The following is a 25,999-nucleotide window of genomic DNA, read 5'->3' as shown; positions in this document are numbered from 1 at the left end:
CATGGAACTTAAATCGCAGTTCAGTGAGTTTCTCAGGGAAATCCGCCCTACCGATCGCCAGAAGGAGGAATGGAAGACGGGCTCGAACACGCTCCGGTCTCGCCTAGCGGCGGACAGGGACCTGAGTGGAATCGTGGTGGCGACCTTCCTGCAAGGAAGCATCCGACGTTCCACTGCCATTCGTCCGACGGGCGACAAGCGTCCGGATGTCGATGTGGTGGTGGTGACGGATATCGACTGTGACAAAACCACCCCCCAGCAGGCGATGGACAAGTTCGTGCCGTTCCTCGATCGACACTACCCAGGCAAGTGGCGGGCTCAGGGACGTTCCTTCGGGATCGAACTTTCCTATGTCGATCTCGATCTGGTCATCACCGCGCTTCCGACTGATCCGACGTCGCGTCAGGCAATGGAGCGTCTGTATCGGTCCAACTCGGTGTTGACCACCAGTACTATCGAAGACGACATGAGCTGGCGGCTGAACGAGCGCTGGCAGCCAACGCCCTTCGGAGTTCAGCCGCAGTTGCTTGAGGACGCGCCTTCAGGCAACTGGCGACCACATCCGCTTTTCCTTCCCGACCGCGATGTCGGGAGGTGGGGACGTACGCATCCGCTGGCTCAAATCCAGTGGACGGCCGCCAAGAATCGAGCTTGCAACGGACACTACGTCAATCTGGTACGCGCGACGAAATGGTGGCGGCAGCAGTATGCCGAGACCCTCCCCAAATATCCCAAGGGTTACCCGCTGGAGCATATGATCGGCCACGTCCTTGAGGAAGGCACCAGTTCCATGGCTTCAGGCCTCGTCCAGGTATTCGAGACGATGCGGGACAAATGGAGGTTCGAAGCCCTCGTGGGCAAGGTCCCTGCACTGGCAGACCACGGCGTGCCCGAGCACGACGTCCTCAAGCGCCTGCCTCTGGAAGACTTCAGGGCATTCCACTCTGCGATCACGACCGCGGCCGATCAGGCGCGCGAGGCGCTGGAGTGTGACGACGTTCAGAAGAGCGGCCAGCTCTGGCAAAAACTGTTCGGCGGAAAGTTCCCGCTTCCCGGTCCGAACGGAGGAGATCGAAAGCCAGGTTTCTTCACGGCGCCTGCGCAGCCCGCCGAACCACGGAGGACCGAGCGGTTCGCATGAGGACCTCGTAGTTGTTCGTACCTGAGGTCCTTCAGAACGTGGCCGACAGCGTTGTCGGCCACAGCCGAATTACGGTACTCCGGCCGTGGACACGTCTGGCCGACAGCCGGTGGACGCTGTATATATGCGCGCGCCTTTCAGTTCCCGAATGCGGCACCATTCCAACGGAGACAAACTGGTATCTGGTGTTCGATCCGGCCAGCGTGTCTGTGACCGTCTTCCCATCGAAGGTAGGTGGGATAACTGCGACCCACCAGCACCAGAGTTTCAACGACGAAGGTCCGGCCGCCCTACCGTGGCGGCTGGGCAATCCGTGCCTTAATCGTCAAGCAGCAGCTTTCGCCCGCGTCGCCTGGGCAGGCGAACCCAAAGCCATCGACGAGAAGATTTGGTGGCATCTCGAGCGGCTACTTGTTTGGATCGACGCTGGGGCGAGCGATAAACTCGCGGTCCCGGGAGAGCCTCTGGAACTGCCGTCCGGTCCTGGTCAGACAAGTTTTCCTGTGGTGGGTTTCACGAGCTCGGTCGACGACCTTCAGTACTGGCAGGCAATGAACGGTCAGTGGGGATGGGCAGACCTAGCACGGCTTCCGAGATCGGTCGCAAGCTATGGCATCACGGCTTTCCACGGCAAAGGTCAAAAATCGATCCGCGAGCTGAAATGGGGCCGCTTGATCGCGGCCCAGGAGTCGTCCGCAACAGCGCTCTGGATCGCCCTCGATCGGTTGCCTGTCGTCGCGCCATGGGAGTTGCCACGGACATGGGCCGCCCTGTCCTCCTACCTAGAAACCGTCGGAGTCGATCTCGGAGAGGTCCTTGTTCGATCGGGAGCGGATCGCCGTCACCGAACGAAGGACAGCGGTCCCGTAATGATGCTTCTTGGTTTTCCACTTTCGTACACGATCGGCGAACCGCCCTTGCGCTATCATTGGCTAGCGATCGACGGCGTCGAACTTGCTGACCGTCGGGCAAAGAAAAACGGTTTCCGAGCGAATGAAAATACGCGGCAGTTCATCGACCGTTCCCGCGCGTCCTTGAATTCGAACCTGAAATGGCTCCGCACGGTGAACTGGGAGCCCGAGGAAATCCGGGCCCGCGCAGGTCCGGAGAATGTGGTGCCGTCGAAGCGGGTCCTCGTCATCGGGGCAGGTTCTCTCGGCAGCGCGGTGTGCGAGAATCTGGTTCGGATGGGTTTGATCGAGATGGGTGTCCTTGATGCCGACCTTCTCGACGTCGGCAATCTTACCCGACACGCGCTGGGCATGGACGCGGTTGGCCACAACAAGGCCTCGGCGCTTGCCAGTGCCCTGAACCTGATCATGCCGGACGCAAACGTCACGGGCTTCGCATCGAGTTTCCCGCCGACAGACACAGAGATAGCAGAACAGGTGCGTTCATTCGACGTGATTGTCGATTGCTCGGGATCGGACAGTGTTCTTGATGCCCTGTCAATGTTCGACTGGGGGGACGAAAAAACGTTCGTCAGCTTAGCGATGACCTGGAAAGGCGAAGGCTTGCTCGTGTTTACTGCATCGGAAACCTCGTTTCCCACGGTGGACGCCAAAGAGAGCTTCGCGGATTTCGGCGTTCCCCCTGCCTCTCTTGATGACGCGCGAATAGAAGGTATCGGCTGCTGGCACCCTGTGTTCCCGGCAGATGCATCGGACGTGCGATTGTGGGGCGCGATTGGATCGAAAGCCATTCTAAGGGCGATCCGGTCTCCGCAAAGGCGTTGCGAGTATTTCAGGCAGGGCGTGGACGGGACCGTGGAGCGTCAGGATGCCTGAGGACGGAAAAGACTTCGTAAGCCAGGTTCATGGGATCTCAGTACATGTGACCGGAGTGGCCGTTCACACGATCAAAGAATACGCGCTGGCGGCGGGAGACCGCGAGACCGGAGGCATCCTAGTCGGCCGCTACGATGGCCACGGGAATAACGTAACCGTCTCCGAGGCAACGACGCAGTCTAAGGATTCTCGGTCAGGTCGGACATGGTTTCAGCGTGGTGTCCATGGCTTGAAAGACCTTCTCCAAAGCCGTTGGCGCCATGGCGAATACTACGTCGGGGAATGGCATTCGCACCCACGCGCAGCGCCCGAGCCGAGCGCGAATGACATCAAGGAAATGCGGGCGATTTCAAAGGAAATCAGCTATCGATGTCCGAAGCCGGTCATGATTATAGCTGGCACTTCGGCTGCACGAGAGGTCTACCTCTCGGCAAGTGTCTTCGAGCGTGGAGGCCTAGTAAGGCTCCAGGAGAGTTCCGTTTCTTCTGAGACTTGACAGCTTCAGGCGAACCTTCAACCAGAAGAAACAATATGCAGACTGCATGCCGGTACTCGGATGGCCATGCCCCTGACCGTCGGTGTTTCCGGAATGCTCGTAACGAGCTAGACGAAGGGATGAACGAAGCCTTCACCTCTATCTTGCTATCGCTGCAAGCTGGCGTGCCTTGGCGAAAGGTGAAAGGCTTCCAGATGACAGACTTCCCGAATTTGAAGACGAAGTACCCGGACCTGATTCCGGCCCGAATGGATTTCGAGTGCGGGCCGGGATGGGAAAAGGTCCTAGACAAGTATTTCGGCGACGTCTCCGCCGCCCTTCCATCAGGAACGCGCTTACGCCTCGACAAAGTCTACGAGAAATATGGAAGCCTGAGGGTTGATGCGATGCCCGAGGGCGCCGTTACCCGCTCTGTTCATCTTGCACTGGATAGGGCAGAGGTCCTCGCCGACTTGCGTTCCTATCGATACTGCGAGACCTGCGGCAAGCCGGGCAGCCTACGAGACAAGTCGTGGCTTTCCGTTGATTGCGAGGCCCACGCCAACGGAGCACCCCCTCTCCCGCCCCATGACGGTCGGATTACCCTCGATGGCGTTGCCTTTGAATATGACGAAGGCCTCGACGACTTGGTCCCTACCAAACGCCGCGCAAAGCGACCGACTGGGACGAAGCGCTAGCCCCAAGCCACGTTTCGTTTGACCAAAACGATTGCCGAGACAGCCGCTACTTGTGGGTCCTCGGAAGGATTCCTGGATTGCCATACACCACCTACGCCATAGGCGACGTTCACGGCCGTGCTGACTTGCTTGCGCCTCTCCTTGATGCCATTGGCCGGGAAGCTGGCGCATCCGGCCGCGAGCCCCGCGTGCTCTTCCTCGGGGACATCGTCGACCGCGGCCCATCGAGCCGGCAGGCGCTGGACCTCGTCTGCCACACACTGGAGAGATGGCCTCGGTCGCGGCTGATCCGCGGCAATCATGACGCCTACTTCCTGGATTTCATGACGTCGGAGGCAGTCGACGAAGTCAGGTTCAGCAGGTGGCTGCTACGGCTGGGCGGCTACGAGACACTGGAATCCTATGGGCTGATTGCCGAGGGCGGTATCTCCGACACCGCTGCCGCGTTCAGGGCAAACTTCGGCCGGCACCTGGAGACATTGCAGCAAGCCGTGCCGATCATTGTCGACGGCCGCTTCGCCTATGTTCACGCGGGAGTTGATCCAATTCGCCCTGTCACGGAGCAGGATTCGAAGGACATGATGATGATCCGGGAGCCCTTCCTGCGATACGAAGGCGAGCTTTCTCACGTCATCGTCCACGGACACACGCCAACGCCAACCTGCCTGCCCGAGAGAGGGCGCTGGCGTATCGGCATCGATACCGGGGCATACGCTACCGGCAGGCTAACCTGCCTTGTCGTCCCGGCTGATGAACGCATCCGCCACTTCCTGTTCGCTATTGCCTCGGCGGCACATGTGGAGATTACGCGAGAAGAGGCAGATGGGTTCGAACTCGCCGCGTAGCATGTGGAAGCGTTGCCTCTCTGCTCAGAGCGCCAGCTTGACTTCCTGGTCAGTGGCCCGCAGACGATAGAATTCCCTGGCGACATGGTCTTCGATTTGGGCGTTGGGATGCTTCGACGGCATCATGCGGTCGAGGCCCTCCGGCGTGAAGATGTCGTCGACCTGAACAGCAGCATCGCCAGGATCGTCGACCTGCAGAACCCAATCACGCGAAGGCAGCCGGCCTGCCGCTACAAGCGGGTCGCCCCAGCCGCGCCAGCCATCGAAGCCGGCAGTGAGCTTCAGCCCGTTGAGTTCCGGGCGAGGAAGCGGCAGCAGGCTGGCAAGTTCCGTTGCAGCTCCCAGGTTCATGTTCGCAGCGAAGACGGCGTACTGAGCTTCGCCTGTTCGGATCGTGAGGCGAGCCGCCCGGTACTTGGCGCCTTTGCGGTCGAGCGGCAAGGGGAAGACCATGCTTTCGAGGACAGCGAATCCTTTCCGCCCTAGCTGGAAAAGATCGTGCTTTATGGGGAACGGTTCTGCTGACAATCTTCGAACTCCAGTTTCCGCAAGAGCTTGCGTTGGCTGGAAGCAAGGATCGAATCCGCAAGCGCGTGAACCGAATGGCCTCGATTTGAAGTCATCATCGATCCCGCGAATTGTTGGCCTATGGATATCGGCAGCACCTGATCAAGGGCCCGATGTCGGCCGCCTGCCTAAGATACATCGTTCCCATTCTCATCGTCGTCCTGCAAGACATCAGTCCATTGAGACTTCACGCCCCGCTGCACGCGTCCAGGACGATCCACCGCGTACCTGCCAAGATTGCGGCCGGCCTCCACGATTTCTTGATACAGCGACTGCGCCGACTGAAGCCGACCAAAATTCTCAAGAACCTGGAGGAAGAGGCGGGTCGAGAGCATGTAGACTTCCGGATGGCTGCCACGGACCACGACATCTCCGAAATTGGCATCGTCAGACAACAGCAAGATAAGTTCGTCGCGAGGTTCCGAGTTGTTGATCTGCTGTATCAGCCACGCAATCGACGCATCACCAATGCCCTTGGAAGGACGTGACGTGTTGCCCGCTTCCTCCTGCGCGACTGCATCAAGCCAGTCGTCGAGCAGAGGGGTGTCGATGACCTTGTGCTTCTGGCCATCAACCTGCTGGAACCATGAAGCGAGTTCAGCGGCACCAATCTTATCAGGGTACCGCAGGCACTCTGCGCGAACGACATCGGTAACGCGGACTCTTCTCTTGAATTCTCCCAGCAGGTCGAGCCGATGACAGGCTGCCAAACTGATTAAGGGGCCGCTGTCGACGATTACGATAGTGACGGGCAGCCGTCGATAATCACTCATGCGGCTCTTGGTCCGGGGCCAGCGGGTCCAGCGTTCTGTTGCTCCAATGCTCGCCGGACTGCGGCGGATACCTTTTCCACCGCCGCCGCCTCTGCTTCATTCAGCTTGATACAGATATCCACGTCGCAAGCATCCGCGAGCCCGTAGAGTTCGAGGATATTCGTCGCGCCCGTAAGAGACATTGCGCGAGAGGCCGTAATTTCGCCTTCCTGCCACGCCTCGAGTGCGTCATGAACGGACATCATTTTCTCAACCCTTTCCTTTCACTTGCCTGCTTCCATGACGTAGCGCGTGAAGACGCATACGACAATATGGCAGCGCTTAAGCGAAGCTTGACAAGAGAATATCATATCTTCGAACCGCACGGACCCTTCGCCAAACCCGGATAGGACCTTCCGCGTGCAGACTTGGGGCTAGATTCAGAATTGGGCATACCAAGAATCCTTTCTTTATTTGGAGGGCGGCCGCGCTCCCGGGATTGGGGTACACGCTGGCAACCGCGGCGACGTCGAACGCCACGTTGGTCTCAGTATTTTTTGGGAGGAGCCGCCAGAAAGGACGGTCCCGACTGAAGACGCTAGGAGAGCGTGCCCGGGTCGACGGGCAGCTCAGACCAGTCGAAGGCCTCGCCCGCCTCCTGGCAGCGGTCGCGCTCGCGGAGATAGAGCACTTCCCAGCGCTGTCCGGTCCGCCGGTAGAAGCGAGCCAGGGCATCCAACGCGGGCTCGATATGCCCGAAAACCTTGCGCTCGATCTCCGCCTTCGACACATCGACGGCTTGCGTGACCGGGACGGGCTTGCAGCCGCGCCGCAGCGGATCGCCATCGTACGCCACCTCTGGCTTCAGGGTGGCATTGTCCGGCAGGAAGAACACGGCGGGCCGCCAGAAGGTAGGGATTGACGGGAGTCCGGGCACTAGCACGACCGCCGTCGCCCTGCGGGCGTACGTGCAGTAGTATCCTGCGCGCGTCAGGCTCTCGTCATCGAGATGCCAGCCGTCGGCAGCGTTGCCGTCACGGAAGCGAAGGTCGAAGGCGCTAGGGGAAGCGTACTCAGGCAGCGGCTGTGAATGCGCGGCAATGGCCTGCTTGATACGAGCGGTGATATCCATGATTTGGTTCCTTTCTTTGCACGATAAATGACGTCACTCACCGGATGGCGAGGTCATATGCGTGCGAAAGAAAGGGCGCTCATGAACATGGGGCGCTCCTATACATAAGCGACCCAGGGGAGTCGAGATCCCCTGCAACAAAAACGGAGCCATCTGAACCATCGGTGAATCCGCTGGAAATGCCTTCGTTACATTTCTACAGAACCGGGTCGGGTTTGATCTCCGCTTCCCAGGGCAGCGATTACAGCCAGTGGGTGCCCGACAACCTTTTTGGACGGCGGTGCTCCAGGCCGGGAAAACATTTCCCAAAATCCGACGCTTTGGTTGCGTGAACCGCTCAAGCGTGGCGTGAAATCGGCCAGCTTCGTCTTTCTGAAAAGGCACCAGGTGAATCAGTAATAAATCAGCAGTCCTGTCGTTGATTGCGCCGCCTCGGGAAGTTAGGGAGACGGATGCACTTAACCAGGAGGATTTGTTTTGGCCGACGCGACCGTCAATCTGATCGAGGTAACCGCAGATATCGTTTCCGCTTACGTCAGCAAGAATCCGGTACCCGTCGCGTCTTTGCCGGAACTGATTTCCAGCGTGAATTCGTCACTCTCGAAAATCCGCCAACTAACCGAACCCGAGAAGCAGGCCCAGGCTCCGGCAGTCAATCCGAAGAGGTCGGTGTTCCCCGACTACATCATTTGCCTCGAGGATGGGAAGAAATTCAAATCACTGAAGCGCCATCTCGGCGTTCATTATGGGCTAACGCCCGACGAGTATCGCGAGAAGTGGGGATTAAAGTCGGACTACCCTATGGTGGCGCCGAACTATGCGGCTGCGCGGTCGGAAATGGCTAAGGCAATAGGTCTGGGCCGGAAGGCCCCACCAGCGAAGAAGGCTGCCACCAAGCGGAAAGCGAAGGCTCGCTAGAGCTTTGCTGCGCCCGGGCGTAACTGAGAGGCTGCCTTGAGAGACGGTATCCTGACGCGGGTAAACCGACTCACCTAGACAGCACCGCTGAAGGCAACTTCCCGACGAGCTCACTAGCCGCGCTCGGCGGCGCGTGCTGTGACAATGATAGCATTGCGGCAAGCGCAGGCGAGACTTCGACGCGACCCGAATGGCAAGCCGAGCCGGTCGATGCCGCGACCCGGCGAGTGCTGCCGATCACGCTATCCGGGTGTGGAAGAAGTCCTTGCTACCTACGAGGCGCTTGTCGAGTACTGGCGGCCGGAGACGAGGTTGGCGGCACCGACACTGCTTCGCCATGGATGAAGTCAACTCTTTGCGCTGGCGCAAGCTTCGACGATTCAAGGTAGGCCAATATTGAGCGACGCGGCGCGATATGTGCTCAGGCGAATGGCCAAGCGCCGGCAGCGGTACCCTCCCGTTAGTGGCAGCAGTTCGCAAGGAGCTTCACGATACCGGCCGCATTCGTTCTTGTCGGGGCACAAAGCCTCGATCTGCGCTCGAAGCAGGAAGCCTGGGAAAGTGAGATGACCGACTTGCGGGATGATGCCGACGACAGACTTGCGGCCTCGCCGTTCTGGGTCATGGCCAAACCCATAGGTCCCAGATGCAACCTCGACTGCACCTATTGCTACTATCTGAAAAAGGCAGAGCTCTATCCGGAGGAAAACAAGTTCCGGATGCCGCCCGACGTGCTCGAAACCTTCATTCGCGACTATATCGCCAGTCAGTCGCGTGCCGGGCTGCGGGAAATCCAGTTCGTCTGGCAGGGCGGCGAGCCTACCATGCTGGGACTGGACTACTTCCGGACCATAACCGCATTGCAGCGCAGGCATTGTCCGCCAGGCCGCGCCATCCGCAACGCGCTGCAGACGAACGGCACCCTTCTCGATGACGAATGGGCACGATTCTTCCACGAGGAACAGTTTCTGGTTGGCCTGAGCCTGGATGGACCGCCTCGCCTGCACGATCATTACCGACGCGACAGGCGCGACCAGCCCAGCTCGTCCCGCGTGCTGTCTGCCTGGGATCTGCTGGCCCGTCATAGGGTGGATACGAACGTCCTGTGCGTGGTCAACGCCCGCAACGTCAGCTTCCCCCTGGAAGTGTACCGCTATCTGCGGGACATCGGCGTGCAGTTCATGCAGTTCATCCCGGTGATCGAGCGGATCGATCGGCAAGGAGAGCTCGCCCCGCCGCCCATGCCCAACGACGACGATCTCGTCATCGCGCCTTGGAGCGTGACCCCCAAGAAATACGGCCGGTTCCTGTGCAGGATGTTCGACGAATGGGTCCGTCATGACGTCGGCAGGGTCTTCGTCCAGTTCTTCGACCTTCAGCTCGGGATCTGGGCCGGGCGGCCAGCCTCTTTATGCGTCTTTGCGGAGACCTGTGGCTCGGGACTGGCCCTGGAGCACAATGGCGACCTTTATGCGTGCGACCACTACGTCTATCCGCAATATCGGCTCGGCAACATCACGCAGTCTCCGATCGATGCTCTGGCGTCTCTGCCGCAACAGCGACAGTTCGGCCTGGACAAGAAAGCCCGCCTTCCTGCCGCATGCAAAAGGTGCGAATGGCGCTTTGCCTGTCATGGCGGCTGTCCCAAGCACCGTTTCCTACCAACGCCCGCGAATGCCCCGGAGCGGTTGAACTATTTTTGCGAATCCAATCGCATGTTCTTTGCCCACGCGGCACCCTTGCTGGAGGCGATGGTGCACCTGCTGCGTCAAGGGCTGCCTGCGGCCAGGATCATGGACATGCTGGCAAGAGAGCCTGCAGGCTCGCCTTCCGGGCGCAATGCCCAGTGCCCATGCGGAAGCGGCCTAAAGTACAAGCGATGCTGCGGCGCTTGAACTCAGAGTTTCCATGCGAGAGCTAGTCGCTCCGAGCCGTAGCCGGAAAGTTGTTATGGCCGATGCCGACGATGCGGTTGAGAGCGCCCTTTAGTTTCGCAGGACCAGTGAAGGTTGGCGGAACTCGTCCGCCGCATATGTAAGCGAAATAATGGCAGAGCATTTCGACATCGAAAGCGAATCCGACGGCACGTGGTCGGTGATCGACATCAAGACCCGGGCTTCCCTACGAGGTCGCCGGCCTCCAGCTCGAGAGCATGCCCTTCTGGTTGGCTCCCGATCTTGTTGGCTTCTGAATGACGTGGATCGCGAGAGAAAGCGGCCCCACTAGCTGCTAGCGGATTCCTATTCGTCGCTATCCTCGTGGCCGTTTTCTCGTCGAGTTGGTTCCGAGCTGCATCTTTCGCCTTTTCTTCGACGTACACCTGGCAGCCTTCATTGAATGATTGGCCTCCCCGTCGCGATCCCGTTCGTCAGTGATGTCATTCCGAGCCGCCCAGTCGTAGCCTCATGTCTGGAGCAATCGTCAGTGGACTCGTAGCCACGGAGCGTCTCTTCGCCGGAGTAGCGTGCGAGCCGACCAGCGCCGGGGTGCCTGTCCGTACGTTGCCTAAGGATCTACCGCCGACGGACGCGACAGGAATAAGCGCGCGTGGCGAACAGCCAGCACGTCTTCAGCCGACAACCCGCTCTGAGTTTGACCTAGCGCAATGTTCGCCGGCGAGCTTCGTCTAATAGACGGCGCGGGTCGATCAAGCGATCTCGTCCCAGACAAATAAGGACTCGGAAGAAAATGCCTTCGATGAAACTTATGCTGTCGGTTGCGGCAGCCACTCTGATAACGGCTGGTGCTGCTCACGCCGCCGAGGTTGAAGTCAACATGATGAACATGGGCAAGCACGGGATGTTTCAGCTAGAACCGTCGTTCCTCAAAGTAGCGCCCGGCGACACCGTCCATTTCGTCGCCAAGGACAAGGGCCACGATGTCGAATCCATTCCCGGCATGCTGCCGGACGGCGCCCAGCCGTTCAAAGGCGAGATGAACAAGGACGTCTCAGTCACATTCACGAAGCCCGGCGTTTACGGCATCAAATGCAATCCCCACTACGGCATGGGCATGGTCGCGCTGGTCGTGGTCGGCGACCCGGGCAGCAACCTGAAGGCAGCCGAAGCGGTCAATCAGCCCGGCAAGGCCAAGAAGGCTTTCGAGGAGCTGTTCAAACAGATCGGCCAATAGTGCGTAAAGGCAGTTCAGCGATTCCATCGAACGCTGAACCGCTCCGCGGCTGACGCTCGCTGCATCAGCCGAACGCCTGCAGCCGCGCTGCGATGGCAGCGAGGCTCAGCAGGGTCCGATCCGCCGCCCGTTGGGCCGCAGCCAGCACCTGTTCGTCGCGCGTGCGGTCGGCGAGATTTAGATAGGCCTGGTGCAGCCGTTCGGCCTCGGCGAGCGCAGCGCGCAGAAGCGGCAAGGGCCTGGCGGCCTGCGCAAGCTCCGCTCTCCCTGCTTCGACAGTTCCGTTGGCGGCTTCAGATCCGTTCGCACGTTCCCGCTCGGCGACCTCGGCGATCGTTTTCGACGCCGCATCCTCACCCAAGATTGCAAGCCGTGAAGCAATCCTTCGGTGGCAGGCTGCGGCACGCGACTCCAGCTGGCGGCTCTGTCGCACGAACTCCGGCAGCGACGAAGCATCCAGCATTGGCATCTCGCTGCGGGCGCCTGCGGCACCTTGCCGCCGATAGGCACGACGCCGCTCTTCGCGCAGCGTCGCCGCGTGATCGAGCGCCTTTCCGGCGAGCCACTCCGCCGTCGCCCGGACTGCCGCATCGTCGCTTTGCGCCGCGACATAGGAATAGAAGGCGAAAGCCAACATTTCGTTGTCCACGGCAATGCCGAGGGCTCGGTACGCAGTGAGTAGCGCGCTTGCCTCCGCTTCGTCCCACGATCGAGCGATTTCTGAAGGCAACCCACGCGGATCGGCTGGTGTCGGCGGCTGCGCGCCCGTCAACTGACTAGAGCGGCGGGCGATTTCCTCGACATGGTCGCGCTGCTCTTCGACAAGCGTACTGAACGTTCCGGCAATCTCACGCTCGTTCAGCTTCTCCATACGAGCAGCGAGCCTTTGGTATCGCTGTGCCGCGCTTTCCTCCACGGCCGTCGCCAAGCCAAGAAGCTGCTGAACATTGCGAAACTGCACCTTGGGCTCTTCACTCAGCCGCGTCATGGGAGCGCGCCTCCTGGAGGAATGAGCGCCAGTATGACATCGGCTGGCATCGTTTGAGTTTGTCGTAGATCAAAGAGCCGCCGGCGCGATCGTCTAAGGGTGGCGCTCGCCTGGTCAGCAGTCGACCGGGCACAGGGCAGATGACGGCAGATGAAATCACGCATCGAATTTGGACGGAGACCGACGGCGCGCCGGCTGATGGCCGTCTTTGTCCTTCTTCTCGCCGTTCTGTGGTTGCCCTACGAAGCAAGCGCGGCCGGTCGCCTCGGCGAGTTCCTGGGCGGATTGAGGGCCGCCGACATAGACCCCGCCGCCGACAGCTTCGGCGAGGTCGAGGGTAATCCGCCCGCGGCAAAGCTGCTGAAGGGCGGCCAACCCGTCGGCTACGCCTTCCTTACGGGCGATGTCGTCGATTCGACCGGCTATTCCGGCAAGCCGATCAACATAGTTGTCGGCATCGACCTCGACGGCAAGATCACTGGCGCGAAGCTCGTCGAGCACCACGAACCGATCGTTCTGGTCGGCATCCCTCAAGCCAAGATCGAGCACTATATCGACGGCTTCGTCGGCCGGCGTGTCCTCGATCCGGGCGAGGAGAGCCGCATGCCGGTCGACATCGTCAGCGGCGCGACGGTCACGATGATGGTCATCGCCGACAGCATGACGCAGTCGGCGGTCAAGATCGCGCGGTCGCGCGGTCTGGGCGCGGGTGCCGTGAATGTCGCTTCTCAGCCGGCCCCCCGCACGATCGATCAGACCGACAGCGCCGTCGAAACCTGGCAGGCCTTGCTCGACGACGGATCGGTCCGCAGGCTTGCGATCACCAACAAGGAACTCGACGACCTGTTTCAGCGGACGGGCAACGCCGCGGCGATCGCCCGCCCGCAGCAAGGAGATCCGAATGCCTCCTTCGTCGACGTTTATGTTGCGCTGGCAAGCGTGCCGACGGTCGGCCGATCGCTGCTCGGCGATGCCGAATATGATCGCCTTCGCCAGGATCTGAAGCCCGGCCAGCAGGCGATCCTCGTCGCCGGCGACGGGCCGTATTCCTTTCGCGGCTCCGGCTATGTGCGCGGCGGCATCTTCGATCGCATCGAGCTGATCCAGAGCGAGGCCAGCATACGCTTCCGCGATCGCAACTATCGCCGGATCGGCGCCGTGGCCGCCGACGGCGCGCCTGACTTTCCCGAGATCGGCGTCTTCGTCACGCCCGACGGTGCGAAACTCGACCCTGGCGCGCCATGGCGATTCCAACTCCTCGTGCAGCGGGCGACCGGGGCGCTCGACAAGGCGTTCGTCACCACCGGGCTCGATTACTCGACCCCCGACAAGTTCCTGACCGCGCCCGTCTCGCCGGCGGCGGCCGCGCCGGCGTCGGCTGCCGTGCAACCGGTGGCGGCGGCGGACGACGAGCCGCCGCTCTGGCAACGGATGTGGCAGGCGCGCATGTTCGACATCGCCATCATGCTCGTCGCGATCGGCGTGCTCACCGGCATCTTCTTCTTCCAGGATATCCTCGTGAAATGGCCGCGCGCTTATGAGCGCATCCGGCTGGGCTACCTCGCCTTCACGCTTCTGTGGCTCGGCTGGTACGAGCACGCACAGCTGTCGGTCGTGAACATCCTCACATTCTTCAACTCGCTGCGCGGCGACTTTCGCTGGGACTATTTCCTGCGCGACCCGCTGATCTTCATCCTGTGGTCGGCGGTCGCGGCCGCCCTGCTGTTCTGGGGGCGCGGCGCCTATTGCGGCTGGCTTTGCCCGTTCGGCGCGCTGCAGGAATGGACGAACCGGCTGGCGCGCTGGGCGCGCATTCCGCAGATCCGCGTGCCGTTCTGGCTCAATCAGCGCCTGTGGCCGTTCAAGTACATCATCTTCCTCGCGCTTTTCGGCCTGTCCTTAGGCTCGCTCGGGCTCGCCGAGGAAGCAGCCGAGGTGGAGCCCTTCAAGACCGCGATCATCCTGCATTTCGCGCGCGAGTGGTGGTTCGTGCTGTTCGCCGTCGGCTGCCTTGCACCCGGCCTCTTCATCGAGCGCTTCTACTGCCGCTACCTCTGCCCGCTCGGCGGCGCGCTGGCTGTCCCGGCCCGTATGCGCATGTTCGACTGGCTGAAGCGCTACAAGGAATGCGGCTCGCCCTGCCAGCGCTGCTCCAATGATTGTCCTGTCCAGGCGATCCATCCGGAGGGAGCGATCAATCCCAACGAATGCATCCAATGCCTCAACTGCCAGGTGCTCTACCACGACGACCAGCGCTGTCCGGTGGTGATCCAGAAGCGCATCAAGCGTGAGAAGTTCCTGGCCCTGCAGTCGCCGTCGATGGTGCCCGAGCCCAAGCGCAAGCCGAGGGTCCTGGTGACCGTCAACGGCCGCGAGCCATCCGTGGAACGGAAGCCTGCGGCCAGCCAGGCCGTGTCAACTGAAGGAGAGAACCAATGAAAAACGACGATAGGCCGGAGGAAGCTGGAGTAAGCCGCCGCACGCTTCTGACCGGAAGCGGCAAGGCCGCCATTCTGGCCGGTTTGGCGAGCGCGGCCGGCGGCGGAGCCGTTGGCGTTGCCGGCTTCACCAAGCCGGCCCATGCCAAGGAGGCGACCAGCGAAATCCGGCCGGGCGATCTCGACGAATATTACGGCTTCAGCTCGAGCGGCCAGTCCGGCGAGGTACGTATCATAGGGCTGCCCTCCATGCGTGAGCTCTCGCGCATTCCGGTCTTCAACCGCTGCAGCGCCACCGGCTGGGGGATCACCAACGAGAGCCGGAAGATCATGACGGACGGCCTGATGCCGACCACGCGCGAATTCCTTGCCAAGCGCGGCGGCGTCTACCCCAACGGCGACCTGCATCACCCGCATATGTCCTTCACGGACGGCACCTATGACGGGCGCTTTCTGTTCGTCAACGACAAGGCCAATTGCCGCGTCGGGCGCATCCGTTGCGACGTGATGAAGTGCGACAAGATCATCGAGATTCCGAACGCATCGGATATTCACGGGCTGCGCCTGCAGAAATATCCGCGGACCGGTTACGTGTTCGCCAACAGCGAGCACATCATCCCGGTCCCGAACGACGGCAAGGTCCTCGACGATCCCAAGCAGTACTGGTCGGTGTTCACGGCGATCGACGGCGACACCATGAAGATCGCCTGGCAGGTGCTGGTCGACGGCAATCTCGACAACACCGACGCCGACTACCAGGGCAAGTACGCGTTCTCGACCTGCTACAATTCGGAGCGGGGCGTGACGCTCGCCGACATGACGTCGGCGGACCGTGACTGGGTGGTGATCTTCAACCTCAAGCGCATCGAGGACGCGGTCAAGAAAGGCGACTACAAGGAGATCAACGGCGTGCCGGTGGTCGACGGGCGGCACGGCTCGCGCTACACGCGCTACGTTCCGGCCGGCAACAACCCGCACGGCTGCAACACGGCGCCAGACGGCATCCATGTCGCGATCGCCGGCAAGCTCTCGCCGACCGTCACGCTTCTCGACGTGCGCCGCTTCGACGACCTGTTTGACGACAAGATCAAGCCGCGCGACGTCGTCGTCGCCGAGCCCGAGCTGGGTCTCGGGCCGCTCCACACGGCATTCGACGGCAAGGGCAACGCCTACACCACGCTGTTTCTCGACAGCCAGGTCGTCAAGTGGAACCTCGACAAGGCGATCCAGGCTTATGGCGGCGCCAAGGTCGACCCGATCATCCAGAAGCTCGACGTTCACTACCAGCCGGGCCACAACCACACCTCCATGGGCGAGACCAAGGAGGCGGACGGCAAGTGGCTGATGTCGCTCAACAAGTTCTCCAAGGACCGCTTCCTGCCGGTGGGACCGCTGCATCCGGAGAACGACCAGCTGATCGACATCTCGGGCGACGAGATGCGTCTGGTCCATGACGGGCCGAGCTTCGCGGAACCGCACGACATCTGTCTGGTCCATCGCTCGAAGGTCAGACCGGCGATCGTGTGGAAGCGCGAGGATCCGATGTGGGAGGAAGCGCGGCAGCAGGCGGCGAAGGACGGCGTCAAGCTCGAGGAAGCCGCCAACGTCATTCGCGACGGCAACAAGGTGCGCGTCTACATGCACTCGGTCGCGCCGGCCTTCAGCCTCGACAAGTTCACGGTGAAGCAAGGTGACGAGGTCACCATCACAGTGACCAATATGGACGACGTCGAGGACCTGACCCACGGCTTCACCATGGTGCGCCACGGCGTGGTGATGGAGATCGGGCCGCAGGCGACCTCATCCGTGACCTTCACCGCGGACCGCCCCGGCGTCCACTGGTACTATTGCCAGTGGTTCTGCCACGCCCTGCACATGGAAATGGCCGGGCGCATGATCGTGGAGCCGCAGCCGGCATGATCTGGCACCGGCATAACAGGAGCGCAGTCGCGGCGGCCTTCGTCGCCGCCTGCGCCTTTCTCTTCCCAGGGGCGGGGCGGGCAGAGACCCTCGCCGTCCCCGCGGGGGGCGACGGTCTTCAGAGGGCGATCGCCGCGTCGCAATCCGGCGATACGCTCAGACTCGCCGCCGGCATGCATCAAGGTCCGGTCCGGATCGACCACGCTCTCACCATCGAGGCCGAGCCAGGCGCCGTGCTCGACGGGCAGGGCCGTGGCCGCGCGATCGAGGTGGTTGCCCCGAACGTCGTCATGCGCGGCCTCACGATACGCAATTCCGGCATCGACGATCCCATGGATGCGGCGGTCTTCCTCGAAGACAGCGCCACGGGCGCAATCGTCGAGGACAGCCGGATCGAGAACAGCCTGGTCGGCGTCTATGTTCACGGCGCCGCCGGCGCCATCGTGCGGAACAACCGCATCGTCGGGCGGACCGACCTCAGGACCAACGAGCGCGGCAACGGCGTCTATGTCTGGAACGCGCCGGGGGCGCAGGTGATCGGCAACCACATCACCGGCGGGCGCGACGGCATCTTCACCAATGCCAGCCGCAACAACGTCTTCCGCGGCAACCGTATCGAGAACGTCCGCTTCGCCATCCACTACATGTACACCAACGACAGCGAGGTCAGCGACAACGTCTCGCGCGGCAACCACAACGGCTACGTCATCATGTATTCGAGCCGCCTGGCGATCCGCCGCAACCTGTCGGAAGACGATGGCGATCACGGCCTTCTGCTCAACTATGCCAACGATGCGGACATCGAAGACAATGTGGTGCGGCGGAGCGACCAGTGCGTCTTCATCTACAACGCCAACAAGAACCTTTTCGCCGACAACCGGTTCGAGGATTGCGCCGTCGGCATCCATTTCACCGCGGGTTCCGAGCGCAACCGGATGACCGGCAACGCCTTCGTCCATAACCGCTCGCAGGTCGTCTATGTGGGCACCCGGTCGCTCGACTGGTCGGCGGACGGGCGCGGCAATTACTGGAGCGACAATCCGGCGTTCGACCTGAACGGCGACGGCATCGCCGATACCGCCTACCGCCCGAACGACATCTTCGACAAGGTCGTGTGGACTTATCCGACGGCCAAGCTCCTCATCAACAGCCCGGCCGTGCAGGTCATCCGCTGGGCTCAAGCGGAATTCCCCGCGCTCCATCCGGGCGGCGTCATCGACAGCGCGCCGCTGATGGCGCCCATCCCGCCCGCGCTGGAGGTGAAGCCATGACCATTTCGCCGACGATATTCATGGAAGGCGTGTCGAAGCGATACGGGGATGCCTATGTCGTGCGCGACGTGGGCCTCTCGGTCGCGCCCGGCGAATGCGTTGCCATTGTCGGACACAACGGAGCCGGCAAGAGCACGCTGGTGAAGATGGCGCTCGGCCTCATCACGCCGACCGCCGGGCGCATCGCGCTGCTCGGCGAGAACCCGGCGGGGCGCCAGGCCATGGCGTTCCGGCGCAGGATCGGCTTCCTGCCCGAGAACGTCGCCTTCTCCGCGGCCATGACCGGCCGCGAGGTGCTGCGTTTCTACGCGCGTCTCAAGCAGGTGCCGCTCGGCGTCACCGACCAACTCCTGGAACGCGTCGGGCTCGCCGCCGCCGCGCGCCGCCGCGTCGGCACCTATTCGAAGGGCATGCGCCAGCGCCTCGGATTGGCGCAGGCGCTGCTCGGCGAGCCGCGCGTCCTCTTCCTCGACGAGCCGACGACCGGCCTCGACATCGAGTCGCGCCAGATGTTCTACGGCGTCATGGCCGAGTTGCGCGAGGCCGGCGCTACGCTGCTGCTTTCCTCGCACGCGCTCAGCGACATCGAGCAGGCCGACCGCATCGCCATCATGAAGGCCGGCCGCATGGTCGCATGCGGCGCGCTTCCGGAACTCCGCCGCCTGGCCGACCTGCCGCTTCGCATAAGGGTGCACGTCGTCGATGGGAATGCGGCGCGGGAATTCACCGCCCGGCGCGGCGTGCAGTGGCTCGACGAGCTGCGCTTCGAGCTCACCTGCGCCGACGACGGCAAGGTCGAAGCGATCCGCAGCGTCTCGCTGCTGCAAGGTGTCCGCGACATCGAAGTGATGCCGCCGACCTTGGTCGATCTTTGCGACGAGCTGACACGGGAGGCCGCGGAATGAATGCCATAGCAACGATTGCCGGCCGCGAGATACGCGACGGCCTGCGCAACCGCTGGGCCCTTGGCGCCGTCCTGCTGATGGCCGGCCTGGCGCTGACGCTTGCGTTTCTCGGCAGCGCTCCCACCGGCGTGGTCGGCGCAAGTCCGCTCGAGGTCACGGTCGTCAGCCTGTCGAGCCTGACGATTTTCCTGGTCCCGCTGATCGCGCTCCTCCTGTCACACGACGCAATCGTCGGGGAACGGGATCGCGGCACGCTGCTTCTTCTTCTTTCCTATCCGCTCTCGCGCTGGCAGATCCTGTTCGGCAAGTTCCTCGGGCACCTCTTGATCCTGACGGTGGCGACCGTGCTCGGCTACGGTGCTGCCGGAGCGGCTCTGGCCCTTGCGGCCGGCGAGTTCGATGCCGACAGCCTCGGCAGCTTCGCGCGGATGGTCGGCTCGTCCATTCTGCTCGGCGCGGTCTTCGTCGCGCTCGGATATTTGATCAGCGCGACCGTGCGCGAGCGCGCGACCGCGGCAGGCCTTGCCATCGGCATCTGGCTGGTTCTGGTCCTTCTCTACGACATGGCGCTGCTCGGCCTGCTGGTTGCGGATCAGGGCAGGACGATCAGCGCCGCCGCCTTCAACTGGCTGCTGCTCCTCGATCCCGCCGATATCTTCCGGCTCCTCAACCTTGCCGGGCTGTCGAAGACCAGCCTGTTCGCCGGCATGGCCGGCCTTGCCGAGCAGATGCAGTTCGGTCGCGCCGCGCTGGTCACGGCGCTGGCGGCCTGGGTGGCGGTTCCCCTGGCGCTGGCCGCCTTCGTCTTCTCAAGGAAAGAGCCATGATGCGCATAAAGGTTTTCGGCGCGCTGGTCGCCGCTGTCCTCCTGCTCGCCGGCTGCAATCAGGACCTGGCCGGCCTGCCCAAGCCGCCGCCGCAGGAGCCGACGGCCACGTCGGTCGCCTATTTCTGTTCGATGGGGCTGCTCGAACATGGTGGTCCGAAAGCGCAGGCCTTCCGCGCCGGCAAATCCGAGCCGATTTGGTTCTCGTCGGTTCGCGACGCGGTCGCCTTTTCGATGCTACCCGGGGAGCCTAAGGACATCGTTGCCATCTATGTCAACGACATGGCGAAGGTCAGGAACTGGGATCGCCCCGAGGCAGGAGCCTGGGTTGAGGCGCACGACGCCTGGTATGCAATTGGGAGCGACTACAACGCCGGCATGGGCGGCAAGGAAGTCGTGCCCTTCTCCGACGAAAAGGCCGCCCAGTCGTTCACAGCGACGCATGGCGGAACGGTCGTGCGCTTCAACGACATCCCTGAGAACTACGTCCTGGAAAGCGATTTGGGCGACCACGTCGCCGATTTCTCGGTCGCCTACTCGATGCAGCCCAAGACCGCGGTGATCCAATGACGATCCTTAGCGATGGAATCAACCCGGACGGCGTGTCGGCAGGCCGGCTAACCCGACGCCGCTTCATCCGCATCAGCGGCACCGTGGCAGGCGTGAGCCTTGCTGCGCTTGGGGCAGGTTCTGCGTGGCCGGGCCGGGCGTCGCCGCTGTTCCACGAATGGCATGGCGTCGCGCTCGGCGCCGATGCCTCGTTGCGGATATACCATCCCGACGCCGCCGGGGCCGAACGCCTGATCGCGGATGCGCTCGCCGAGGTACGCCGGCTGGAGCGCGTGTTCAGCCTCTATGATGACAGCTCCGCGCTTTCCCGGTTGAACCGGGACGGCGAACTGACCGATCCGCCGCAGGAACTCGTCGAGCTTCTGGCGATGAGCGCGCGCTATGCCCGTGCAACCAGCGGCGCCTTCGATCCGACGGTGCAGCCGCTCTGGACGCTCTACGCCAAGCACTTCAGCACGGCCGGCGCCGATCCGAGTGGTCCGTCAGCGGCCGACATCGGGGGCGCCGTGGCCAAATGTGGCTACCAGCGCATACTCGTCGACACCGGGAAGGTCGCGTTCGCGCAATCCGGTATGGCCCTGACCCTGAACGGCATCGCGCAAGGCTATATCACCGACTGCGTCGCCGAACTCCTGCGCGCCCGCGGCGTCACGCACACCTTGGTCGATATGGGAGAGACGCGCGCGCTCGACGCCCATCCGGCGGGCCGGCCCTGGTCGGTCGGGATAAAAGATCCGCGCGACGACGATCGCTTGCTTGCGACGCTGGCGCTCGACAACCAAGCCGTCTCAACGTCAGGCGGCTACGGCACCGAACTTGATCCGGCGGGAAGATTCAATCACATCTTCGATCCGACGACGGGGTTGTGCGCGGGCCGCTATCTCAGCGTCTCGGTCGTTGCGCCGACCGCGACCTGCGCCGACGCGCTTTCGACCGCCTTTTCCGTCATGCCCATGGACCGCGCTTTTTCGGCTCTCGCCGACGCCGGAGCGACGCGGGCTTATTTCGTGCTTCCTGACGGGCGCGTCATCGAACGGAGCGCCTGATCTTCGGTTCGAAGTTCTTCGGGCTATGGGCAACAACTCGACACCCATTTCCACTGTGCCGTTTACGCCGCAAACCTGCCGCGGATACGCCGTGTTCGGCGAACCCAAGAGCTTCGGTGCCGGGGGTGATCAGCAACTGATTGGAGTGGATCGCAACAAGCTGCCTTCACACATAACCGTCAGCGGGATACCCAACTATGTTCCTCTGCGACGCGGCATGTGCCGCATCTACATGATCAAGTCACGCCAAGATAGCGGCCGGGCCGATGGTTGATGGCCAGAATGAGATTGAGGACAGTCGCACTGAGAACCGACAGTACTAGCCGGTCGGGCGCAAGGACCAGGAATGCGACGGACAGGATTGCGAGATCGACGCCGAGTTGAAAATAGCCGGCGCGCAGCCCAAAATTCTCCTGAAGGAAGATGGCGAGAATGTTGATGCCGCCCAGGCCAGTTCGGTGACGAAACAGCATTAGCATGCCGGTGCCACACAACGTTCCCGCCATGATTGCAGCATAGGTCGCGTTCAACTGGGCAAATGCCACCCATTCGGCCGTAAAACGTGAAAAAAGCGAAACGAGGCTGACCGCGACGAACGTCCGCAAGACGAACGCGCCTCCCAACCGTTTCCAGCCGAGCAGATAAAAGGGCAGATTGATCAGTGAGAATCCTAGCCAGAATTGGATGCCGGTCGTGTACTGGAGCAAGAGCGCCATTCCGGCCATACCGCCGACCGCCAGCACTGCGTTGGCATAGATGGTCGTGCCCAGCGCCACCATGAGGCTGCCGAGAACCAGAGCAAGAGCGTCTTCGTGCAGCCCATGCTTCTCCATCCTCGTACCTCCGCCTTCGCGCATCGAGACTGTGCCAGTTCTCTCTCTGGCGGAATCCTGCCTGCTCCCCGATGAGTTGTCTTTGTCCGGGCGCAAACGCCGCGTCAAAACTCTCGCATGATCTTTGCCACTGAGAGCAAAAACGCGTTGGCGTTGATGCGGATCAAGCATCGCGTGCATGGGTTGCATTGCGGAAACAAGGGGGGCCACCGACAACTTTTCTCGCATTCGCCCTGGCTCTCAAGATGTCTGGAATTTCGATCCAGGCAAGACTGCCGATGCCAATGACCCTGTCTCGGCCCCGACGTGCGTCACACCGAGATTTCCGAGAACCCAACCCTATAGACCGACCTCAGGCTCCGATTCGAATGAAAATTTCGGTCGGAGTCCATCTCCCGCGCAAACCAGTCGCCCCTCACGCTCGGCTGCGGCCGGATCTTATTGCTCCAGCGCAAAGACCCAGACTTGAATATCGGCGATCCGTGACCCAGCGGCCTACAACGATGGGCCCAGCCTGCGCGGCCGCACTTTAACCCACCTGAGTTTCTCGGCCCTACGCCGACTATGTAAGGAGCATCCTCATGAACACTCAATTCCCAGGTCCAGAACTTTGGGAGCGCACCGTCGGCGACATAGCTGCCACGCTGCCGGGCGCAACGGGAGTTTTCCGGAAGTTCAAGATCGATTTCTGCTGCGGCGGCGATCTCACCCTCGACAGCGCCGCCCAACGGCGAGGGGTCGAGCCCAAGGAGCTTGAGCAGGCGCTGGCGGCGCTGCGCACCGCCGATGGCGCTGGCACGGCACCCACCGCAATGAGCAACGAGGTTCTCATCGACCATATTCAGGCCTGCTACCACGAGGCTCACCGACGTACCTTGCCGGAGCTTATAGTGCTGTCGCGAAAGGTTGAGGCCGTGCATCGCGAGCATCCGAAGGTTCCGGCCGGGCTCTCCGAGGCGTTGTGGCAAATACAACGCGAGCTGGAGCCGCACATGGCCAAGGAAGAGGCCATCCTGTTTCCGGCAATGCTGCAGTGGACCGAGGGCAAGTACGACATGCCTATTTCGGAACTGCGACACGAGCACGACGACCAGGGCATTTCGCTTCGGCTGCTTGAAAGCCTCACGGAAAACTTCACCACGCCCGAAGGGGCTTGCCGCTCATGGCAAGCGCTCTACGTGGGGGTTTCCCAGCTCGCTGAGGATCTGATCGAGCACATCCACTTGGAGAACAATGTCCTTTTCCCGCGCTTCGTCGTGGCGGAAAACCGGGCCTAGCGCCAACGTTGACGACGGCGAATTCGGATCGCCGGGCCGATCTCGGCTCGGCGACACAAGATCGTCCGCGTTCGCGGGGTCACGTAGGCGTTTGCCTGCGGCAGCCCTAGCTTGGTGCGCACGCTCTGTTGTCAGTCTTGCGCGTAGCCGATTTTCGCGTCTCCTTCGACGAAGAACGACGGGCTGGCGGATTGTCGTACCAGTCGGCTTCTCGTGAGAAGTTTGCTTCAGATCAACAATCGGTCCCGACTGCATGGGTAAGAAGGCTTTCTGGTCAACTTATCCATGGGATCGAATGACGTGCCGGTTCGGGATCGGTCAGTGGAGACGGCGCACTCAGGACGGGAAGCAGCCTTGCGCTACGCCATTGCCGTGGCGGCGGTCGCGGTCGCGTTCATCGCAAGGTTCGTCCTGGCATCGATTCTCAAAGATCAAGCTCCTTACCTCTTCTTCCTGCCCGCCGCGCTGCTCGCGGCGGGTGTCGGCGGCTTCGGTCCGGGCATTCTGGCCACCGGCTTGAGCGTTCCCCTCGTCTTCTTCTTCATCGCCAATTACGGGGCAGTCGGTTGGACGGAGATCGCCAATGGCGCCGTTTTCGTACTGATCGGGGTAGGGATTGCCTGGATCGGGGAACGCCTGCGAAAGGCGCGCATTCTTGCCTTGACGCGCGAGGCTCATCTCCAATCGATCATTGACATAGTTCCCGAAGCCACGATCGTGATCGACGGGCGCGGCATCATCCAGTCATTTAGCGCGACCGCCGAGCGGATGTTCGGCTACACCGCGGCTGAGGCAATCGGGAACAATGTAACGCTGCTGATGCCCTCACCCTATCGCGAGGAACATGATGGCTACATCAAGCGCTACCACGACACCGGGGAGCCGCACGTTATTGGAACTGGCCGTGTGGTTGCAGCGCAACGCAAAGACGGCTCGACGTTTCCAATGGAACTGGCCGTCGGAGAGATATGGTCAGCGAGCCAGCGGTTCTTCACGGGGTTCATCCGTGACCTGACGGAGCGGCAGGAAACCGAAGCGAGGTTTCAGGAGCTGCAATCCGAACTCGCCCACGTGTCGCGCCTAACTGAGATGGGCGGGATGGCATCGGCGATCGCTCATGAGCTCAACCAGCCGCTGGCGGCCATAGCCAACTATCTGAAAGGCTCACGGCGCCTGCTCGACGGCAGCACCGACGAGCGGCTAGCGATTCTTCGAGATGCAATGGACAGCGCGGCCGACCAGGCATTGCGAGCCGGCCAGATCATTCGACGAATGCGCGATTTCGTCAGTCGAGGGGAGAGCGAAAGACAGGTCGAAAACATTGCCAAGCTTGTCGAGGAAGCATCCGCCCTCGCGCTTGTCGGCGCCAAGGATAGAGGCGTTCACGTGGCGTTCGACTTTGACCCACGTGTCAATCTGATCCTGGCCGACAGGGTCCAAATTCAACAGGTTCTGGTCAACCTGATCCGCAACGCCGTCGAGGCCATGGAAGAATCGTGTGAGCGGAATTTGACCGTTCGCACGACACCAGCAGACAACATGATTGTCGTGCAGGTCGATGATAGCGGTTCTGGCATATCGGAGGAAATGGCGGCGAAACTCTTTCAACCATTTGCAACCACCAAGCCACACGGGATGGGCGTAGGCCTTTCGATCTCCCGGACGATTGTCGAGGCGCATGGCGGGCAGATCAAGGCCGAGCCGCGTCCAGGCGGGGGAACGACGTTTCGCTTTACACTGCCTGCGGTAACCGAGGAGGAGTCCACAGATGCCCGCCGATAATGTCGTCCACATCGTCGACGACGACGAAGCGGTGCGCAAGTCGCTCGCCTTTCTGCTTGGCACTGCGCAAGTCTCGGCGCGCAGCTATGAAACGGCGGTTACTTTTTTGGCGAACATCGACAGCGCCGAACGTGGATGCATTATCTCCGACCTGCGGATGCCGGGAATCGACGGGCTTGAGCTGATGCGGCGACTAAAAAGCCTTGGCGTAGACTTGCCGGTCATCATCATTACAGGCCATGGCGACATCGCGCTCGCAGCGAAAGCATTGGAGGCAGGAGCGGTCGATTTTCTGGAAAAGCCTTTCGACGATGAGGCGGTATTGGCCGCCGTTCGGTCTGCGTTCCGTCAGCAAGAGCGGGACACCACGCGAGAAACCAAGGGGGTGGAAGTTCAGGGTCGGTTTGCCCGGCTTTCCAATACAGAGCGGCAGGTGCTGGAAGGTCTCATAGCCGGATATTCGAACAAGACAATCGCGGACGATCTAAAGATCAGCCCGCGAACCTTTGAGATTTACCGAGCAAATGTGATGGCCAAGACGCAGGCCTCAAACCTGTCCGAACTCGTGCGCTTGGCATTTATTTCGAATCGGAGCTGATGGCGGCACCGCCTTCCCAAGATCGGCGGTATCTGCGGACCTCTGATGGTTTTTGTCTCAGGTCAAGGCGAAGTGTCTCTGAGTAGCGGCCTGCTAGG

General features: G+C 61.8%; 23 protein-coding genes. 18 read left to right on the top strand and 5 right to left on the bottom strand.

Features of this window, described 5'->3' with window-relative positions; all coding sequences use genetic code 11:
* Position 1: 1 nt before the first annotated feature.
* From EJ070_RS25045 to EJ070_RS25025, 5 genes are all read left to right on the top strand, one after another.
* A complete protein-coding gene (locus EJ070_RS25045) occupies positions 2–1,141 on the top strand; it encodes a hypothetical protein (protein ID WP_126093746.1) in 1,140 nt (379 codons plus the stop codon).
* Positions 1,142–1,152: 11 nt separating this feature from the next.
* Entirely contained in the window at positions 1,153–2,928 is a 1,776-nt protein-coding gene (locus tag EJ070_RS25040) for a ThiF family adenylyltransferase (protein WP_126093745.1), read from the top strand.
* Positions 2,921–3,424, top strand: coding sequence for a Mov34/MPN/PAD-1 family protein (locus tag EJ070_RS25035; RefSeq protein WP_126093744.1), 504 nt, complete (start codon positions 2,921–2,923; stop codon positions 3,422–3,424). The genes EJ070_RS25040 and EJ070_RS25035 overlap by 8 nt, the downstream gene beginning before the upstream one ends.
* Positions 3,425–3,543: 119 nt before the next feature.
* On the top strand, positions 3,544–4,101 hold the full coding sequence (locus tag EJ070_RS25030; RefSeq protein WP_126093743.1) for a hypothetical protein: 558 nt from the start codon (positions 3,544–3,546) through the stop codon (positions 4,099–4,101).
* A 77-nt stretch (positions 4,102–4,178) separates the two neighbouring features.
* Positions 4,179–4,946: a metallophosphoesterase gene (locus EJ070_RS25025; protein WP_189350039.1), complete on the top strand. Its 768-nt coding sequence runs from the start codon at positions 4,179–4,181 to the stop codon at positions 4,944–4,946.
* A 24-nt stretch (positions 4,947–4,970) separates the two neighbouring features.
* Here the strand turns inward: EJ070_RS25025 and EJ070_RS25020 are convergent, their stop codons facing one another.
* The 3 genes from EJ070_RS25020 to EJ070_RS25010 form a co-directional block, all read right to left on the bottom strand.
* Positions 4,971–5,387, bottom strand: a complete 417-nt coding sequence (locus EJ070_RS25020; protein WP_126093741.1) for a hypothetical protein — start codon at positions 5,385–5,387, stop codon at positions 4,971–4,973.
* 254 nt (positions 5,388–5,641) lie between these two features.
* Positions 5,642–6,286: a hypothetical protein gene (locus tag EJ070_RS25015; protein WP_126093740.1), complete on the bottom strand. Its 645-nt coding sequence runs from the start codon at positions 6,284–6,286 to the stop codon at positions 5,642–5,644.
* Between the two features lie 577 nt (positions 6,287–6,863).
* On the bottom strand, positions 6,864–7,397 hold the full coding sequence (locus EJ070_RS25010) for a hypothetical protein (protein WP_126093739.1): 534 nt from the start codon (positions 7,395–7,397) through the stop codon (positions 6,864–6,866).
* A 477-nt stretch (positions 7,398–7,874) separates the two neighbouring features.
* Here EJ070_RS25010 and EJ070_RS25005 point away from each other — a divergent pair, with 477 nt between their 5' ends.
* From EJ070_RS25005 to EJ070_RS24995, 3 genes are all read left to right on the top strand, one after another.
* Positions 7,875–8,315, top strand: coding sequence for a MucR family transcriptional regulator (locus EJ070_RS25005; protein ID WP_126093738.1), 441 nt, complete (start codon positions 7,875–7,877; stop codon positions 8,313–8,315).
* 566 nt (positions 8,316–8,881) lie between these two features.
* Positions 8,882–10,210 carry an anaerobic sulfatase maturase gene (locus EJ070_RS25000; protein ID WP_126093737.1) on the top strand — a complete coding sequence of 443 codons (1,329 nt, stop codon included), beginning with the start codon at positions 8,882–8,884 and terminating at the stop codon, positions 10,208–10,210.
* A gap of 802 nt (positions 10,211–11,012) precedes the next feature.
* Positions 11,013–11,447, top strand: a complete 435-nt coding sequence (locus EJ070_RS24995) for a pseudoazurin (protein WP_126093736.1) — start codon at positions 11,013–11,015, stop codon at positions 11,445–11,447.
* Positions 11,448–11,511: 64 nt separating this feature from the next.
* Here EJ070_RS24995 and EJ070_RS24990 read toward each other — a convergent pair whose 3' ends face one another.
* The gene (locus EJ070_RS24990) at positions 11,512–12,435 is read right to left on the bottom strand and encodes a ferritin family protein (RefSeq protein ID WP_126093735.1); all 924 of its coding nucleotides are present in this window, start codon (positions 12,433–12,435) and stop codon (positions 11,512–11,514) included.
* 150 nt (positions 12,436–12,585) lie between these two features.
* On the opposite strand from EJ070_RS24990, the gene EJ070_RS24985 reads away from it, so the two are divergent.
* From EJ070_RS24985 to EJ070_RS24955, 7 genes are read left to right on the top strand one after another with little or no spacing between them, the layout of a single operon-like run.
* Positions 12,586–14,874 (top strand): NosR/NirI family protein, encoded by a 2,289-nt coding sequence (locus EJ070_RS24985; RefSeq protein WP_210211959.1) that lies wholly within the window; start codon positions 12,586–12,588, stop codon positions 14,872–14,874.
* Entirely contained in the window at positions 14,871–16,793 is a 1,923-nt protein-coding gene (gene nosZ, locus EJ070_RS24980) for a TAT-dependent nitrous-oxide reductase (RefSeq protein WP_126093734.1), read from the top strand. Before EJ070_RS24985 ends, nosZ begins: the two co-directional genes overlap by 4 nt.
* The gene (locus EJ070_RS24975; protein WP_126093733.1) at positions 16,790–18,064 is read left to right on the top strand and encodes a nitrous oxide reductase family maturation protein NosD; all 1,275 of its coding nucleotides are present in this window, start codon (positions 16,790–16,792) and stop codon (positions 18,062–18,064) included. The genes nosZ and EJ070_RS24975 overlap by 4 nt, the downstream gene beginning before the upstream one ends.
* Positions 18,061–18,969, top strand: a complete 909-nt coding sequence (locus EJ070_RS24970; RefSeq protein WP_189350037.1) for an ABC transporter ATP-binding protein — start codon at positions 18,061–18,063, stop codon at positions 18,967–18,969. The genes EJ070_RS24975 and EJ070_RS24970 overlap by 4 nt, the downstream gene beginning before the upstream one ends.
* Positions 18,966–19,796, top strand: a complete 831-nt coding sequence (locus EJ070_RS24965; RefSeq protein WP_126093732.1) for an ABC transporter permease — start codon at positions 18,966–18,968, stop codon at positions 19,794–19,796. The genes EJ070_RS24970 and EJ070_RS24965 overlap by 4 nt, the downstream gene beginning before the upstream one ends.
* Positions 19,793–20,365: a nitrous oxide reductase accessory protein NosL gene (locus tag EJ070_RS24960; RefSeq protein ID WP_126093731.1), complete on the top strand. Its 573-nt coding sequence runs from the start codon at positions 19,793–19,795 to the stop codon at positions 20,363–20,365. The genes EJ070_RS24965 and EJ070_RS24960 overlap by 4 nt, the downstream gene beginning before the upstream one ends.
* Positions 20,362–21,411, top strand: coding sequence for an FAD:protein FMN transferase (locus EJ070_RS24955; protein WP_126093730.1), 1,050 nt, complete (start codon positions 20,362–20,364; stop codon positions 21,409–21,411). The genes EJ070_RS24960 and EJ070_RS24955 overlap by 4 nt, the downstream gene beginning before the upstream one ends.
* Before the next feature lie 236 nt (positions 21,412–21,647).
* Here EJ070_RS24955 and EJ070_RS24950 read toward each other — a convergent pair whose 3' ends face one another.
* Positions 21,648–22,244 carry a YitT family protein gene (locus tag EJ070_RS24950; protein ID WP_245464670.1) on the bottom strand — a complete coding sequence of 199 codons (597 nt, stop codon included), beginning with the start codon at positions 22,242–22,244 and terminating at the stop codon, positions 21,648–21,650.
* Between the two features lie 581 nt (positions 22,245–22,825).
* Here EJ070_RS24950 and ric point away from each other — a divergent pair.
* The 3 genes from ric (at position 22,826) to fixJ (ending at position 25,901) form a co-directional block, all read left to right on the top strand.
* Positions 22,826–23,521 (top strand): iron-sulfur cluster repair di-iron protein, encoded by a 696-nt coding sequence (gene ric, locus EJ070_RS24945; protein WP_126093729.1) that lies wholly within the window; start codon positions 22,826–22,828, stop codon positions 23,519–23,521.
* Between the two features lie 354 nt (positions 23,522–23,875).
* Positions 23,876–25,303, top strand: coding sequence for a PAS domain S-box protein (locus EJ070_RS24940; RefSeq protein ID WP_348639559.1), 1,428 nt, complete (start codon positions 23,876–23,878; stop codon positions 25,301–25,303).
* Positions 25,290–25,901 carry a response regulator FixJ gene (gene fixJ / locus EJ070_RS24935; RefSeq protein ID WP_126093727.1) on the top strand — a complete coding sequence of 204 codons (612 nt, stop codon included), beginning with the start codon at positions 25,290–25,292 and terminating at the stop codon, positions 25,899–25,901. Before EJ070_RS24940 ends, fixJ begins: the two co-directional genes overlap by 14 nt.
* Positions 25,902–25,999: the final 98 nt, after the last annotated feature.

The sequence above is a fragment of the Mesorhizobium sp. M1E.F.Ca.ET.045.02.1.1 genome (assembly GCF_003952485.1).
Lineage (GTDB): Bacteria > Pseudomonadota > Alphaproteobacteria > Rhizobiales > Rhizobiaceae > Mesorhizobium.
This window is presented reverse-complemented; position numbering and strand designations above follow the sequence as displayed.